At 68.5% G+C, this 15253-nt stretch carries 12 protein-coding genes; 4 read left to right on the top strand and 8 right to left on the bottom strand.

The window, feature by feature from the left end:
• Window positions 1-249 precede the first annotated feature (249 nt).
• From AC3EN4_RS27905 to AC3EN4_RS27870, 8 genes are all read right to left on the bottom strand, one after another.
• A complete protein-coding gene (locus tag AC3EN4_RS27905) occupies window positions 250-1011 on the bottom strand; it encodes a class I SAM-dependent methyltransferase (RefSeq protein ID WP_435209103.1) in 762 nt (253 codons plus the stop codon).
• Entirely contained in the window at window positions 1008-1946 is a 939-nt protein-coding gene (locus AC3EN4_RS27900; protein ID WP_435209102.1) for a hypothetical protein, read from the bottom strand. Before AC3EN4_RS27900 ends, AC3EN4_RS27905 begins: the two co-directional genes overlap by 4 nt.
• A gap of 152 nt (window positions 1947-2098) precedes the next feature.
• A complete protein-coding gene (locus tag AC3EN4_RS27895; protein ID WP_435209100.1) occupies window positions 2099-3307 on the bottom strand; it encodes a histidine decarboxylase in 1209 nt (402 codons plus the stop codon).
• Window positions 3304-4161, bottom strand: a complete 858-nt coding sequence (locus AC3EN4_RS27890) for a hypothetical protein (RefSeq protein ID WP_435209099.1) — start codon at window positions 4159-4161, stop codon at window positions 3304-3306. The genes AC3EN4_RS27895 and AC3EN4_RS27890 overlap by 4 nt, the downstream gene beginning before the upstream one ends.
• Window positions 4162-4285: 124 nt before the next feature.
• On the bottom strand, window positions 4286-5731 hold the full coding sequence (locus tag AC3EN4_RS27885) for an APC family permease (protein ID WP_435209108.1): 1446 nt from the start codon (window positions 5729-5731) through the stop codon (window positions 4286-4288).
• An 11-nt stretch (window positions 5732-5742) separates the two neighbouring features.
• The gene (locus tag AC3EN4_RS27880; protein WP_488179858.1) at window positions 5743-6078 is read right to left on the bottom strand and encodes a hypothetical protein; all 336 of its coding nucleotides are present in this window, start codon (window positions 6076-6078) and stop codon (window positions 5743-5745) included.
• A 139-nt stretch (window positions 6079-6217) separates the two neighbouring features.
• On the bottom strand, window positions 6218-6931 hold the full coding sequence (locus AC3EN4_RS27875; protein ID WP_435209096.1) for an N-acetyltransferase: 714 nt from the start codon (window positions 6929-6931) through the stop codon (window positions 6218-6220).
• A complete protein-coding gene (locus AC3EN4_RS27870) occupies window positions 6928-8136 on the bottom strand; it encodes an FAD-binding oxidoreductase (protein ID WP_435209094.1) in 1209 nt (402 codons plus the stop codon). Before AC3EN4_RS27870 ends, AC3EN4_RS27875 begins: the two co-directional genes overlap by 4 nt.
• A 473-nt stretch (window positions 8137-8609) precedes the next feature.
• Between AC3EN4_RS27870 and AC3EN4_RS27865 the strand changes: the two genes are divergently transcribed.
• From AC3EN4_RS27865 to AC3EN4_RS27850, 4 genes are all read left to right on the top strand, one after another.
• Window positions 8610-9953 carry an NsdA family TPR-like regulatory protein gene (locus AC3EN4_RS27865; RefSeq protein WP_488179857.1) on the top strand — a complete coding sequence of 448 codons (1344 nt, stop codon included), beginning with the start codon at window positions 8610-8612 and terminating at the stop codon, window positions 9951-9953.
• Entirely contained in the window at window positions 9950-10657 is a 708-nt protein-coding gene (locus AC3EN4_RS27860) for an SDR family oxidoreductase (protein WP_435209091.1), read from the top strand. The genes AC3EN4_RS27865 and AC3EN4_RS27860 overlap by 4 nt, the downstream gene beginning before the upstream one ends.
• 89 nt (window positions 10658-10746) lie before the next feature.
• Window positions 10747-12645 carry an Hsp70 family protein gene (locus AC3EN4_RS27855; RefSeq protein WP_435209089.1) on the top strand — a complete coding sequence of 633 codons (1899 nt, stop codon included), beginning with the start codon at window positions 10747-10749 and terminating at the stop codon, window positions 12643-12645.
• A gap of 145 nt (window positions 12646-12790) precedes the next feature.
• Window positions 12791-14680, top strand: coding sequence for an AfsR/SARP family transcriptional regulator (locus tag AC3EN4_RS27850; protein WP_435209087.1), 1890 nt, complete (start codon window positions 12791-12793; stop codon window positions 14678-14680).
• Window positions 14681-15253: the final 573 nt, after the last annotated feature.

The following is a 15253-nucleotide window of genomic DNA, read 5'->3' as shown; positions in this document are numbered from 1 at the left end:
GGGGGGGGGGGGGGGGGGGGGGGGGGGCCCGCCCCCCCCCCCCCCCCCCCCCCCCCCCGGGACCGGCCACCGCGCCGAACTGCGGCCGATTAGGCAGTCGCCGCACGTCGACTATCAGGTGAGGGCTGGTGGGAGATGTCGGCCTCCCAGCGGCCCTGGTCTCGGAGCAGAGAATTTCGGTGCTTGTCGATGCGGGTGCGGCAGGTTCGGTTGGCGGCAGCGCCTCGCCCGCCGCCCCTACGAGGCATGTCATGGGTTTGCCTTGCGCGCGTGGACAGCCCGGCGGTCGTAGGAGCCCAGGAGCACGTTTGGGTCGGCCATGAGCGCGATGAACCGGTCGAGGTCGGTGTCGGGTGTGGCCAGGACGGGGCGGAGGCAGTCGATCACGTCAGTGAGTAGCTGGCAGCCGGGACCGCCTCCGGCCCAGGTCTCGGTGGACACGTGGGTACAGACCTGCGACATGCCCTTGACGACGAGCAGGGCGGGGGCTTCCGCTGTCCAGGTGCCGCCACCGAGGAGTCCGGGGATGGTGCGGTTAACGCGTCGCATGACGGTGTGGATCAGCAAGGCGTCATCCTCGGTCGCCCAGAAGACTCGTGGCGGGCTGTCGGTGACATCGGCCAGGACGAGCCAGCCACCGGGACGCAGCCGGGCGATCATCCGATCCAGCGCCTCAGGGGGGTGGGCCAGAACGCCGTGCAGCCATCGGGCGACGACGACATCGAAGCTGTCGGGCTCGCCGGGAAGGTCGTCACCGTTTAGGTCCCGACGGTAGACGTCGATGACGCTCGTCGGGTTGAGGTAGCTCGTGTCCTCGTCGACCGCGGTGACCCTGCCTTGGGGGCCGACGAGGCGGGCCAGGTGGGCGGTGATCTCGCCGCCGCCGGCGCCGATTTCCAGGACGCGCTGGCCGGGTTGAATATCGAGCCGATCCAGTTGCTGCCGGATGATCGGGTTGAGCAGTTCACGCAGCCGGGCAGGGCGCAGGTGGCCGCTGCGGGTGGTCGTCATCGCGGTGATTCCTCTCCTGATTCGTGCTCGGGTGTACAGGGGTGCTCGGCGGGGACAAGCCACACACCGGACCTGCGGGGCATCTCCCGCTGATCCAGGGAGGCCGCAGGTCGCGTGCTGGTAGCGGGTGGCTCCCAGTAACGGTGGGGCGCGTGAGTGCGGGTGAGCACAAGCAGGTAGACGCGTGTACGCCAGCCGGCGGGCGTGAGGATGGCGCGCTCGTAGGCCATGACAGCGCCGGTGCTGGGGTTCAGGATCAGCAGGTGCCGCTGACGGCCGTTGTCGCTGGTGGCGGATAGGGCGATGCCTGTACGGCCGGCCTGGTCGAGCGTGTTGGGGTGTGCGGTTATCCCGGTGGTGTCGGCGAGGGCCTGCGCGGCGAGGGCGCGTTGCGGTAGGCCGGGGCTGTGCCAGGTGGCAAGCGAAGCGAGACCGGCCACGAGTTGTGTAGTCCTGTTGACCTGTGCGTTTTGCAGCTTTGACTTGGCGCGGAGCCAATCAGTGCTGCGGAAGGCGCGGGACAGATTCTTGTCGCGCAGCCAGCCCGGCGGCCAAAAATCGTGTGTGACGGCGACGCCTAAGCTCGGGTGCTGGGTCATCAGCGCGGCACCAGAGTCGTCGTCGGCGTACCAACGCACGACATCCAGCGTGGTCTGGTCACCTTCGTTGTCGTACCAGGCGCGGTGGTGGACCAGATTGAAACGGCCGGCAGCCGAGTCGCAGGGGTCCGCTGCGATATGGCGCGCTAGGTGGAGCAGGATCGGGCGGGCCGGTTGACCGGGCCGCAGGTTGGTCGCCGTCGGGGTGTGCGCGGTGCCGGCGAGATCATGGTTAAGGGTCGGCACGTCGCACCCGGCAAATGCGGCGAGCCGGAGCGCCGACTCGTGACTAGGCAGCGGAGGCACCTGCCCGACGATGAGCGCGGTAACAAGCACGGCCACTCCGACTGTCCCGCGATGTGCCCGCCGGCCAGCCAGGGCGGCGGACGGCAGAGACGCAGTGCGGGTGTCCGCGCCGGCCGAATGGACAGCCCAGGGTGTGGCCATGTCATCGCCGGGACGGCTCCGAGGGCTGGTGGGGATATGGATCATGACGTCCTGCTCGGGTTGGATAGGCCGTCCGCCCGGGGCCGTGGGATCAACCGTGGTGGCGCGGTGGCGGTGAGGTCGGCGAGGAAGGCGTCGATCTGGCCGTGGGTGATTCCGGGCATGCAGATGAGGTGGCTGGTGGCTCCGTCGGTGGCGAGTAGCCACTTCTTGCGTACCTGCTCGGGTGGGGTGGGCATGACGACGGTGAAGGCGTGCGGGTGCCGCCAGGCGGGCCAGCCGGCGGCGTTCAGTTGATCGACGGTGTAGGCGGCGAGACGGCGGGCTTGAGTTGCCCGCCAGCGGTGCCCTTCGTGCCCGTGGGTGGCGATGGCGTGCCAGAGCAGGGCGGCGGCCAGGCCGCAGCGGGAGCCGGTGATGGTGGTGTCGAGGGTCGCGGTGTAGGCGACGTGGCTGGCCGTGTGGCGGGCGTGGTCGCGGATGAGGACGACTCCGCAGGGCGTTGGTACGCCCAGGAATTTGTGGCCGCTGATGGCGATGCTGCTGATGCCGCTGTCGTCGTCGAGGCGTAGTCGGCCGTCGAGCGCGAGGGGGATTCCGGACAGGGCCGCGTCGACGTGCAGATGTCCGGTGATCTCGTGGTCGTCGAGGACGGCGCGGATGGAGGTGGTGTCGTCGACGGCTTCGGTCAGGGTCGTGCCGGCGGTGGCGACCACGATCGCAGGCCAGCGTCGGCGACGGCTGACCTGGGCAGCGAGGTGTGCGTAATCCATCTCCCCGCTCGCGTCGGCGTTGACCAGTACGCCCCTCGCCCCGAGCATCCGGGTGATCTTGGGGATGGAGTAGTGGGCGGCGGTGGAGTAGTAGATGCGGGCGGTGGGGTGGCGGTGGTGGGCGGTGTGCAGGGCGGAGAGGTTGCCTTCGGTGCCGCCGGTGGTGACGTAGCCCCACCGGTCATCGGGGGACATGGCGAGGGTGTCGGCGACCCAGGCGATGACGGCCCGTTCCAGCACTCGGGTGTGGACGACTCCGCCAAGGTCTGCGGGGTCGCCGATGTTGTTCCACAGCCGATTGCCAAGGCGCGCCATGACCTTGCCGTAGTCGAGGTCCACGGCGCCGGGAAACCCAATGCTCGTCGCGGCGGCGGCGTCGGCCTCATGGATCAGGTGGTCGAGCACGGCCGTGACATCGATCGGCGCGCAGCTGAGGTCCGCGGCGTCGGCGAGGCTGAGGCTCTGATGATGAGTCACGCCCGCCGCCCCGCGAGCAGGTGCGCGGTGAGGGTGTGGTGCAGTGCGCCGAGCTGCCGCCAGATGTCGCGGGTCTCGTCGTCGCCCTGCTCGGTGAGATGCTCGTATGGGTTGTAGTAGGTGATCCGGTCCGGGTTGAGGGTCTTGTTGCAGCGCACGCCGTCGTCGCCGATGCGGGCCTGCGGGTCACGGTCGATGTGCAGGGCGGTGCCGTCGGTCAACAGGACGTAGCACTGCCCTTTGAGGTTGAACGCCGACATGTGACGACCGGCGGCAGCGGCTTCGCGTAGTGTCCGGACGACTTGGTACCAGCGGCCCTGGTCGGAGTCGAGGGTGCTGACACCCACGCCCACATACCAAGCGCCTGCAGGCAGGGTCATGTCTCCGCCGTTGACCATGGAACCCTCCGGGCCGACGGGACTCCACTCGCGTCCGATGGACGCGATGTTGTCCGCGGCGACCTCAGTCATCTCCGCGAGCAGTTGCGGCAAGACGTCCGAGTCCGGCGACTGCGGCCATGTGCGGTGGGCGGTGTGCAAGCGGTAGCCGTGCGGCTCGTTGGGGGCGTTGGAGACGAAGAACAGCATCAGCGCGTGGGGGCCGACCGCGTTACGCCCTCCGAACGCCTGATCGGCTTCAATGAGGTGGCCGGTGTTCAGCCGCTTGGACCGGTAGACGACCTGGAGTCGCAGGTCAGTCCAGCGCAGGTCATCCGGCGCGTCGCCGTCGATGGCGCGCTGGTCAGAGCCGGCCGGGCCCTCGGGTGGGATCGGAGGCACGGCGGCGTCGGGTGGCCGGTGGTAGCCGGTGGGGACAGGTGCCGCGCCGTAGCCGGGCGGCGGCACAGCGACCACGGGTTCGCGGTGACTGGCAGGTGGTGCGGCGGGCGGGTAGCCCGCTTGCCAGCGCGGGTCCAGGGGATCGACGCCGTGGTGCCTGCCAGGTGACGTGGCTGCGTGGGTCCTCATCATCGCCTCCTCAGATCGAGAGGTTCATGGCGTCCGGAACGGCATGTCTCTTGGGTGTGCCACGGCCGATGCCGACGTAGACCTCCGGCCGGGCCCGCCGCAGATGCCCGGCCCACACGCCGCCCGCGACGGCAGTGGCAAGGAGGATCACCGGCAGCAGGAACGGATACAGCGACCCGGGCGCGGCACCGAGCAGAGACCCGGCGTTGCCGACCATCAGCGCGAGCACCACCGACCCGCCGAGCACACCCAAGGCGGGCGCGAGGCGCCACTCCCACGCGCCGGCCTGCGGGCCGCGCGCGCTGGCCGGTGCCGTCATCGCGGCCACCGACGCGGCCAGCAGCAAACACAGCAGGCCCATCGCCCCCAACGCCGACAGCCACGTGAACATCACCGCCACCGGGTCAGCGCCGCTGAACGCGAGCACCGCCACCACCGCCACGGCGACGGTCGTCTGCATCAACGACCCATGACGCGGCGCACTGACCCGGGTCGCGCTATTGCTGTGGGCAAGACTCGCCGGCAGCACCTTCTCCCGTGCCATGGCGAACACGTACCGGGCGAGGACCGAGTGAAACGCCAGCATCGACGTGACGATCGCGAAGATCAGCACCACGTTCGCGAGGGCCGCCCACCAGCCGCCCAGGCGCGCCAGGACCGAGAACGGCAGCCCCGCCGCCGGATCAGCGGCCACGTCCCCAACGACGTCCGGGCCGACCGCCGCTCCCATCGCGAACGCGGCAACGGCATACACCCCGCCAAGAAGGAGGACCCCGCCGATGGTGGCCCGGCCGACCGACTTACGGTCGACGGCCTCCTCGACGAGCGACCCCGGCGCGTCGACGCCCATAAAGGCAGCTATGCAGAAGGCGACCGCACCGCCGACGCCGCTGGCCGCCAGCCCAGAGGCGTGAAAGCCGTCCCAGGACACTTTGCCGGCTGCTGGCTGTCCCACCCCGGCGAGGACGAACGCCGCGACGATCAGCAGCGACACGGCCAGCACGATGGCCAAGGCCCGGGTCGACAGCACGATCGCCCGCACACCCAGCACCCCGACGAGGACCAGGGCGAGGCCCGCCCACACCCACCACGTGCCGCCCAGGTGCGCGGCCATCGTCGCCCCGAACAGCCCATAGAGGCTGATTTGGATCCCGTTGTAGGCCACCAGGGCGACCATGCCGGCAGCGACACCCCAACTCCGGCCCAGCCCGTGCGCGAGGATCCCGTAGTAGGCCGCCGGGTGCCCGAGCTGGCGGGCCATCGCCGCGTACCCCACCGCCAGCAGCGCGACCGTGCCGGCCACGAGCACGAAGGCCAGAGGAAGAGCCGTTACCTTCGTCGTCGCATAGGTGGCGACGATGCCTCCGCTGAGCACCACCACGGGCGCCGAGGCCGCCGCTCCAAACACCCACAACCCGAACGGCGTCAGCGTCCGCCGCGCGAGCCCCACCTGCACCTGCACCGACTTCACCGCTGCCCCCGCTTCGGCGAGTCCGGGCACCCCGACCTACGGCAGCCATCCACCGGATGCGCGCCCACATCGGCGGCGTTGGCCGGCACGACGTAGACCGCCGCCGGTCGTACCGGGCCGGAACGCCAGAAGCCCTGGTCGCGGTTGAGCCTGCGAGTCACGGTGGCGGCGTCGGCCGTGAACCCGAACAGGTCATGCGTCCCGTCTGGCCACTCGCGCCGGATCGCATAACCCCACGCGTACTCCGTCAACGTCACGTTGCCTTCGAGCGTGTGGTCGGTACCAGTGCCGGCAAGCGCGACCCGTGCTGGCAACCTCAACCAGCGCCCCAAGATGGGACTGCCTGGTCGCAGTGCGGTGGCGGGCTGAGCGGCTCGGGTCAGCATGAGGGGTGCCTTCCTTCGGTATGCGGGTGCGAGGACGTGGCCCGCTGGCCGAGGTATCGCGGCCAGCAGGTGATGAACCGGTGCCCTATTGGGCGGGCGAACGTGGCGGTGCCGCCGAAATGACGCGGCCGAGGAAAGGAGTCGCGGTGCGGTCCAGGCGGACTCGTCGCGGCAGCTCACCGCCAGCCAATCCGCAGGACTGCTCGGTATCGGGTTGAGGGCGCCACATGCGCCACAGAGCGGGGCCTCCGGGCGCGAGCAGGATCGGCGAGCGTGGCTGATAGCCGACCTTCGCGAGCAGTCCGTCTCGGGGCTGGTCGCTGCTGCACTCCGCAGACGAGGGCAGAGCCGCAAGGTCCAGGGTCTCGTGATGGGTGGCTAGTAAGGCCTGCGCGGCGTCCCCGTACCCGGGACGGACCGCGACGTGAGCGAGCTGGTGGTGAGGGCGGTGGGGACGCAGCCCATCAATACAGGCGTGCAGCAGAGCGAACCGGTCGGCGTGCGGGCCGAGGAGCCTGTGCAGGTCGTACACCCATGCGGCAGCCGGCGGGGGCGGCTCCAACCGCGCGTACCACACCGCCACCGCCACGCGATCGTCGGTCGTATCGACTCGACCGCGCTCCAGCCCTTGCAACAGCACAAGCCGTGCCCAGCGACGCAGAACCACTGCGCGCTTGGCAACATCAGGAACCAGCCACACACCCATGGGCTGAGTCATCAGCGCCTCAGCCATCACCGAGGACAAAGCGTCAACGTCTTCGCCGGTCGCGCGACGGACCGCCGTCTCCATCAAGCTCATGGCACATCGCTCCTGGTTCGGCCGAGCGAGCTACCGCCGCCGGCTGCCTGCAACACGATCCCCAGGTGGGCAGCGGGCGCGGAGCGTTGGCGAGACACCCACAGCGCCGAATCGAGGGCGCGATGGAAAGTCGCAGCGAGATGCAGGCTGTCCGCAGCGACCCCCGCGAGAGGCAGCCGCTTGCGCGCTGCCTCAATCAACCGCGGCGAGCCGCAGACGTAGAACGCGTCCCCCGGCCGATAGTGATACAGAGCCATGCTGAGCACGTCGCCCTGCGCGGCCAGCTCCACATCCCGGTCGTTCGAGAGAGCCGGCACAACCGTGAGCCACTCGCCATACGCCTGCTGAAGCTTGTCCAACGCGACCGCGTCGTAAAGGTCAGTCAACGTGGGCGCGCCCACCACCAACGTCACCCGCCGCCCGTTCGGCGACCCGGCAACTTGTTCCACCAGTGCCCGCAACGGCGCAAGACCAGTTCCCCCGGCGGCCAATAGCAGGTCCGCGTCACCAGCGGCCTCCAGCGACATTCCGACATCGGAGGCCGGCCCCAGCCACAGCGCCTCCCCCGGCGCGACCCGTTCGACCAGAACAGGTGAAACCACACCCTGCGATATGGCACGAACGTGGAACTCCACCCGCCCATCCGGACGCGGAACGCTCGCCGGCGAGTACCACCGCCAGAGCCCCGGCAGCCGAGGCGTACACACCGGGATCGCCTGACCAGGCAGATACCGAAGCCTTCGCATCGGCCGAACAGTCAACACCGCGACACCATCGGAGGCGACCACGGACGCCTCCACCTCGCCGAACGTCACATGGGGACCATCGCCCAAGGCCCCCGCCGCCCGCTCCGCGAGCCGCAGCGCCCGACGACACCCCACCTCCCACTGACCCGCCAGCTCGGAATCCCAATCCTCGCCTGCGAACCGACGCACCGTATCGACGAATGCAGCAGCGACGGCCGTCCCGTGATACGGCTGAAGCTCAAAACGCCGGTACATCCGGCCCAGCACCGCCAAGGCCGCACGCCGACCAGCCGGATCACCACGACCCGCGACCACCCGTCCAAGCGTCGAGAAGAGCACCGGCGCGAGCTGGTGCGGAATCAGCCGTACGCTGCGGTCCTCCATGAACGACCAGAAGTGGTCGGCGGCACGGTCAGGCGCGGCAAGAGTGACCATCAGCGATTTTCCCAGCTCAGCCATTATGCCGGCTGGCCCTGGATACGCGGACACTAGGAACGCCCATCGCCCGACTGGGCTTCGTGCCCTCCGCATAACACCCTATCCGCGCGTCGATCTCCCTCTGTCGCGTCACGTTGCCGCCCACGGGGTCGAACGACCGCTCGTCGGCCGGAACAAACCACTTCCGCCGGCACATCTCTACGACCTCCTCTCGGCTCCTCCAGCTAGGAGGTTCGCCAGCGCCTCTGGGGGTGACTCCTTTGATCACCGTCGAGCCAGGCGACTCAAGTTCCGCCAGACCTGCCATCACCGACAGCGACCGATCAACCCCGTAGAGGATTGACCTATTCAGGAAAGCTGAACGACCGAACCAAATCGATGCCTAGCTTGTTGTCTCGCTGTTGTCTCATGCCGAATCCGAGCAGTTTCCGCAGTTGGGAACAGGTTTTGCTGACCGGATCGGACTAGAGTGACGACGACGATCGGGAGGCAGGATGACGCGGACACCATCGCCACGGAGTCAGCTTCTGGTGCATCCGCTGAGCTACGTTCGAGAACAGCGAAGTTGGACGCAGCAAGATCTTGTCAATGTCATCGCGCGCCGCCTAAACACCGCAGCCCGGCGCGAGAAGGCTTGGCGGTGGGAGCGATGGGGTGTGGTGCCGGATGAGGATTCACAGATCGCCTTGGCCGAAGAACTCGGAGTTGATAGGCAGACAGTTAAGGCGCTCGGGTGGCCACACTGGCTCCCTACGGGCCCCTCGATCAGCACATCAGCACCGTGGACTGTCAAGGGAGCAGTGGCCTTGCTTGACGACACTGCAGGACCAGCAGTGCTAGATCGCCGAGGGTTTCTGATCATGCAGGCCGGACTAGCTGCCGCGATAGCCGAGCAGTGGCTCGCAACCGAGCCGCCAAAGATCAACGCGGCGCTTGAGGGAGGCCGGGTGGACACGGACCTCCTAGACTGCTTTGAACAGCGGCTGCCGGCCCTGCGGCGCATGGACGCCAGCCTCGGTGGCGGGAGCGTGCGTTCGCTGGTTGACGCCGAGCTTCGGCTGGTAACGGATCTCCTACGCCACAGCAGTTACTCGGAGGCTGCCGGGAATCGCCTGCTGATTGTCGCCGCCGAGTTGGGGCGGATTGCTGGCTGGGCTAGTTTCGATGCGGGATTCCACGCGGCAGCTGAGCGTTACTGGTTTGCCGCCCTCCGCGCCGCTCACTCCGCAGCGGACCGCGCGGCAGGCGCGAACATTCTGAAGTGCATGAGCCTCCAGCGGGTCGACGCTGAACGCCCCATCGAAGCCCTGCGCCTAGCCGATGCTGCGCGAGCCGGGGCGAAGGATGCGCCTGCCCGCGTGCAAGCGATGTTGACTACGCGTTTGGCTCGCACCCACGCAGTGCTTGGTGAATCGGTAGCGTGCGAACGCCGGCTCGCAGAGGCCGACACCGAGATGTCACGCGCTGATGATGAAGCAAGTCCGGCCTGGGCGAGCTATTTTGATCATGCGGAGTACTCGGCCCAGGTTGCGGCCTGCTACCTGCTCCTCCAGCGCCACCAATCCAGCGATTACTGGCTCCAGCAGACCCTCGCTCTCCAACCAGCCGAGCGCAGCCGGGACCGCGCAACCTATCTGATCTGGCGCGCTGATTCCGTACTTAACCTTGGAGATGTCGAGCAGGCATGCAGCCTCGTTGCCGAGGCAGCTCCAGATGTCGTCGCCACGCGATCCGTGCGCAACCACCGCCGTTTGCTGGACATTCACGGTCGCCTCGTGGCGCATCGACACCCTGCCGCAGGTGCGTTGGACGAGTGCGTGCGTAGTCTGCTGACATGAGTGAGGCCAACCGGGTCGCAGTTGTCACCGGCTCCAATCGGGGCCTCGGCAAGGCCATCGCCCGCAACCTAGCCGCGACCGGCGCTCACGTGGTCGTCACGGCCCGCACCGAGGAAGCCGCACAGCGGGCCGCCGACGAGCTACTCGCGGAAGGGCTTTCCGCGTCCGGACGGCAACTAGACGTCGCCGATCCCGCCAGCGTCGCTCGCGCGATGGCGGACGTGGGCTACCAGTACGGCCGGCTGGACATCCTTGTCAACAACGCTGGCATCGCCATCGACCGAGGCCAGGCAGCGGCCAGCGCCGACATCGAGAAGGTGCGGGCCACCTTGGACACCAACATCATGGGGACCTGGCGGTGCTGCACTGCGGCCATCCCCGAGATGAAGAAGAACGGGTACGGCAGGATCGTCAACGTCACCAGCCACATGGGGACGTTTGGCGAGATGGGAACCGGGAGCGTCTCTTACCGAGTCTCGAAAGCTGGGGTGAACGCACTAACCTGCATCCTCGCAGCTGAGCTCAAGAATGACGGCATCTTGGTGAACGCGGCGTCCCCGGGGAAGGTCGACACCCGCTTGGCCTATGGAAAGGCGGATCTTACGCCCGATGAGGCTGCGGACACCTTCGTCTGGCTTGCCACGCTGGCGGCAGACGGCCCGACCGGAGGACTTTTCTACCAGAGACGACCACTCGGCTGGTAGCGGCACCGCTCGGTAGGCGGTGCAGCGTTAATCTACCTCTGCGTGATCAACAGATGACGTGAATGAGATCTTCATGTTTGACTGTGTGCATGCAGGCGGGGGAAGCGCGGCTGTCGATCGATTGTGGCGGCAGCAGTACCGTGGCTGTTCTGGCCTGGGCTGATGGCAGTGCGTCTGCGCTATCGTTCGACGGGCTGCCGTATCTGCCCAGCGCTGTGCACGTGGGCCCCGACGGGGAGGTGCGGACAGGGCAGCGGGCGTGGCAGGCCGCCATGGAGCAGCCGAGCAGGCTCATCCCGAGCCCGCGCCGTACCGTGGATGGCGACGTCACGGTCGACGACGTCTCCGTGGAGGCACTCACGCTGACGGCGGCGCCGCTGCGCAGAGTCGCGGTTGAAGCCGAGCAGGTTGCTGGTAGGCCGGTCCGGGATGTCCGCCTGGTAGTGCCGGCGGGTTGGGGGCCACGTCGGCGGACCTGGATGAGGCAGGCCGCGCACCGGGCGGGTCTGGCGCAGCCGCGTCTTGTCGAGGCGCCAGTAGCTGTTGCGGAGCACTTGCTGGCGACCGGGCTACAACTGGCGGTCGGGGCATTCATTCTGGTGTGCGACGTCGGCGCGGGCGCGGAGGTGACGGTGCTTCGCCGTGGCCCGGCGGGGTTCGAGGTCCTCTCGACGCTTGCTGACTCTGCCGCCGGCGGCGCCGCCGTCGACCGAGCCTTGACGGCTGCTTTGACGGGTGGCCAGGACGCGCCCGGCGACGGCATGGGCGATTGGACGGTAGCGGAGAGCGTTCGCGCCGCGAAAGAGACGTTAGGCGCGCACCCGGCCGTCACGGTACCGCTTGCTGGGCAGGCACCGGTCATCGCGAACAGTGCCATGCTCGTCGAGGCCGCCCTGCCGGTGGTACGGCGCGTGGCGGACCTGGTCGGGAAGTCCATCGCCGCCGCTGAACTTACCGCCAGCGATATGGCGGGGATCTATTGCGTCGGCGGCAGCGCCCACCTGCCGCACCTGGATTCAGTCGTCGCCGAGTACACCGGCATCGCCCCCACGATTGTTCCCGATCCTCAGCTCGTCGCGGCTAGGGGTGCCGCGGACGCAGGCGCCTCAAACGCGGAGGCAGCGGTCGCGGTGGAGGTGCCGGTGCCGCCGGTACGGCGAGCCGTGGTGATCGCGGTGCCGGGCTTCGCGTCGCTGGCGCTGATCTGGCAGTGCCTCCTGACTGCCGAAGAGCACAGCGTGATGAACGTATACCGCTCGGTGCGCTTGAACTGGGGCGAGTTCACGATGGCGGCCGTGTTCGCGCTGCTGGCGTGCCTCGCCGCAGGAACTGTTCTCGGTTCTCTGATCGCCGCGCGCAACCCGACACCAAGTACCCGGACCGAGGGCGGAAAGGTCAGTATCGGCATTCTCGCCGCCGTGAGCCTCGGCGCGGCGGTCGCTGGCCTCTACGCGGTGGTCACCAGCCAGTACTTCGGCGAACCCGTAGGTCCTTTCCTGAAGTGGGCGTTGTGGCCGATCGCTCCGATTGTGGTGATGGCCGTGGCGATGGCGCTGGTCGCCGCCCGACAGTGGCGTTCCCCGCACGGCGGCTGGTCGGCGCTGCTGGCCGCGCCGACCGGCTCGATCGTCACCGCGGGGCTCGGCATGGGGATGATCCAGTACTCGCTGACGGCCGACCGGTGGCCCGACCAGCTGTTGTGGATCGATATATCCGGGCGCGTCGGTGGACTCCTTCTCGGCGTTGGCTTGGTCATGGCGCTGGTAGCTCCGCTGATCTTTCGCCTCATACTCAGCACCCCGGTCGCGGTGATCAGCGCTGCGATTGTCAGTGAGCGGGCCGCCGGCATCCTCGGCGTCAGCTACGCCGTGGCCGTAGCGCTGTGGTGGGCGGCCCGGTTGTGGACCCGCATCGTTCGCCCCGCCACCACGAGCCCCGTCGCCGCGCAGCGACGTTCGGGTGCCGACCAGTCGGGTGAGGTTGGCTGAGATGCGATGGCCGCGCCAACTGATGTCGCTGCTGGTTGTCCTCGCGCTCCTGGCCGGCCCGCCTGCGGTGCTGCTACTCCTGACCGGCCCACCCATACAAAGGTGGCCGAGCACCGAGCAGGTCCGGGCGTGGGTGCAACAGCCCTTGACCGAGCAGACCCTCGCCGCAGCGTTAACGATCGGAGCATGGCTGCTGTGGTTACTGCTCGCCTACACCGTCGCCGTACGGGTCCTGACCCGTCTGCGCACGACCGTGGGATGGCTGCACCGGCTTCCGCTGCCGACACCACTGCAGGCGACGGCAAGCGGAATGGCGGGAGCCGCAGTCTTCGGCCTCGCCACCAACACGGTCACCATCGCCCCGCCGCAACCGTCGCCTCCGCTCGCAGCAGAGATGCCCGAGGATTCCGACAGTGTCAGCCCAAGTCGTGAGGACACGGCGGCGAGCGATGACGGGATTCACCTGGCCGGCGGGTGGCTGCCCGACGAGGTCGCCGGGCAGGTCGCCGCTGCCGCAGCCCTCGTCTGGCTGCGACGCCGCCGCGACTACCGGCCCCACCCACCCCGCTCACACCGCCGCGAGGAACCTGACGCCGCAGGACTGCCCCCGAGCGTCGCGGCCGTGCAAGCAGCCTTCGCCGACGCTTCGGTCCCGTCGGCCCCTGCAGAGCCTTCGGGTAGTTTCGCCTCCCTTATCGGCGCCCTCCCAGTCAGCGGTGTGGGCGTCAACGGTCCAGGCGCCCTGTCGATCGGCCGAGGTCTGCTGATCACAGCCCTGCTGGCGGGGCACCACCTTCGTAGCCCAACGCTGGTCACCACCAGTGCAACGCTGTCCAGAATGTTGGGCGACCACGCGCAGGCACTCGACCGGCGTCTGCCACAGCTCACCACCGTGCAGACCATCCACGACATAACCCGGCTCGTCGAGTCCGCCCCCTCACCATGGATCCTCCTCCTATTGGAGGAGGAGTGCGACGGCTACAACGTGAGCGACATCGCTGATAAGGCGGCCATGGCCGGTGGCCGGGTCGTTGCGCTGGGAGGATGGCCGGCAGGCCCGACCTGGCAGGCCACCCCGACAGGCCATCTGCACGACCCTCTACGCCCCGAAGAGCCTAGACCTCGACTGTGCATCTTGGACCAGGTGACGGCGACCGACCTGCTCGCGGTCATCGTCCGCCCCGACCCAGCACCGGCCGCCCGCCCGACTCAAAACCCGCCCCTGCCGCACGAGGTACCACCGAAGACACGGCTCCCGCGGCAAGCGACCCGAGGCGAGCCCCGCAGCCAGCCCGATGCTGCCATTCGGCAGCTCCGCCTCCGCGTCCTGGGCGAGCCCACCCTTTTCGTCGATGGCGAACCCCTCACCATCCGCCGCAGCGCCGCCCTCCAGATCCTCGTCTTCCTCGCCACCAACCATCCCACCGGCGCTCACACCGCACAGCTGGCCGATGCCATTTGGCCGGGCGTCCCCCGCCGGTCTCTCACCGGACGGCTCTACACCACCCTCAGCGAACTCCGCACTGCCATCCGGGATGCCAGCGGGCTGCACCTTATCGAACACACCGACGACCGCTATCGCCTCAACCCGGCTCACCTGACCGTCGATCTCTGGGGCCTGCAAGCCGCCATTCACCACGCGGCCACCGCAGTCACCAACGCCACCGCTGCCTGGCAAGCCGTCGTTGACGCCTATCCCGCTGACCTCGCCGCCGGACGTACCTGGCCATGGCTCGACCCCGTCCGCGAAACGACCCGCCGGCATGTCATCGACGCCTGCGCCGCCCTCGCCGATGTCGAATCTGACCCGCAGCGCAGCCTTGCCGTGTTGCAGGCGGGCCTCCGCATCGACCCGTACAACGCAGACTTACACGCCCGCGCCCGCAGCGCGCTCACCGCTCACGGTGACCACGAAGCGGCCACCGAGCTGGAGGGCCGCTTCCTGCGCCTCCTGTCAGAGGCAGGGCTCGACGACGATGCTCGCGATCGCCTCGGAAGTAGGGCCAGCAACGCAACCAGCGTGAGCCGGCAATAGCCTGACTTACGTGACCTGAACCTGCTCCTTCCTGTGACCAGTAGTTCGGCCGGTAGCTTCTCATCGGTTGGCGGATCTTGACGCTGAGCTGCCTAGACACCGCTGAACGGTCAATGCTTGTCATCGGCTCCGGCACGTAGCAGCGAGCGACGGACCGAAGCGAGCGACTTTGCCGATGAGCGGATGCCATTCTGGGACGATCGACTGTGTGTTGTTCTGATCACCTTCAGTATCGTGCGGGTGTGTTTCGGGCTGGGTGGAGGTGGGTCAGGCGCTGCTGGTGGGCGGTGCTGGTTCCCGCTGCGGTCGCTGCGGCGGCGGTGTGGGCCTTGGTCACGGACGACAAGCCGGCCTGGACAGTGGTCGCGGGCGTGGCGGCGGCGGTGGTGGGAGCGTTCGCGCCGTCAGTCCTGGAGTGGGTTCGGGTCGTGCGGCAACGGCGGGATCGGCGCGCTCGGGCGGTCGCGGGGGCGTTGGTGTCGGAGCTGCCGGAGTCGGTGGTGTGGCTTTTGCGCCCGCAGGCGGCGGTGGTCGGATTCGTCGGTCGTGGGTGGCTGCTGGCAGCGTTGGACA

The sequence above is a fragment of the Micromonospora sp. bgisy143 genome (assembly GCF_057708145.1).
This window is presented reverse-complemented; position numbering and strand designations above follow the sequence as displayed.

Coding starts and splice junctions, on each gene's coding strand:
- AC3EN4_RS27860 (WP_435209091.1), top strand. CDS start 9,950: ATGAGTGAGGCCAACCGGGTCGCAGTTGTCACCGGCTCCAATCGGGGC.
- AC3EN4_RS27870 (WP_435209094.1), bottom strand. CDS start 8,136: ATGGCTGAGCTGGGAAAATCGCTGATGGTCACTCTTGCCGCGCCTGAC.
- AC3EN4_RS27875 (WP_435209096.1), bottom strand. CDS start 6,931: ATGAGCTTGATGGAGACGGCGGTCCGTCGCGCGACCGGCGAAGACGTT.
- AC3EN4_RS27905 (WP_435209103.1), bottom strand. CDS start 1,011: ATGACGACCACCCGCAGCGGCCACCTGCGCCCTGCCCGGCTGCGTGAA.
- AC3EN4_RS27855 (WP_435209089.1), top strand. CDS start 10,747: ATGCAGGCGGGGGAAGCGCGGCTGTCGATCGATTGTGGCGGCAGCAGT.
- AC3EN4_RS27865 (WP_488179857.1), top strand. CDS start 8,610: ATGACGCGGACACCATCGCCACGGAGTCAGCTTCTGGTGCATCCGCTG.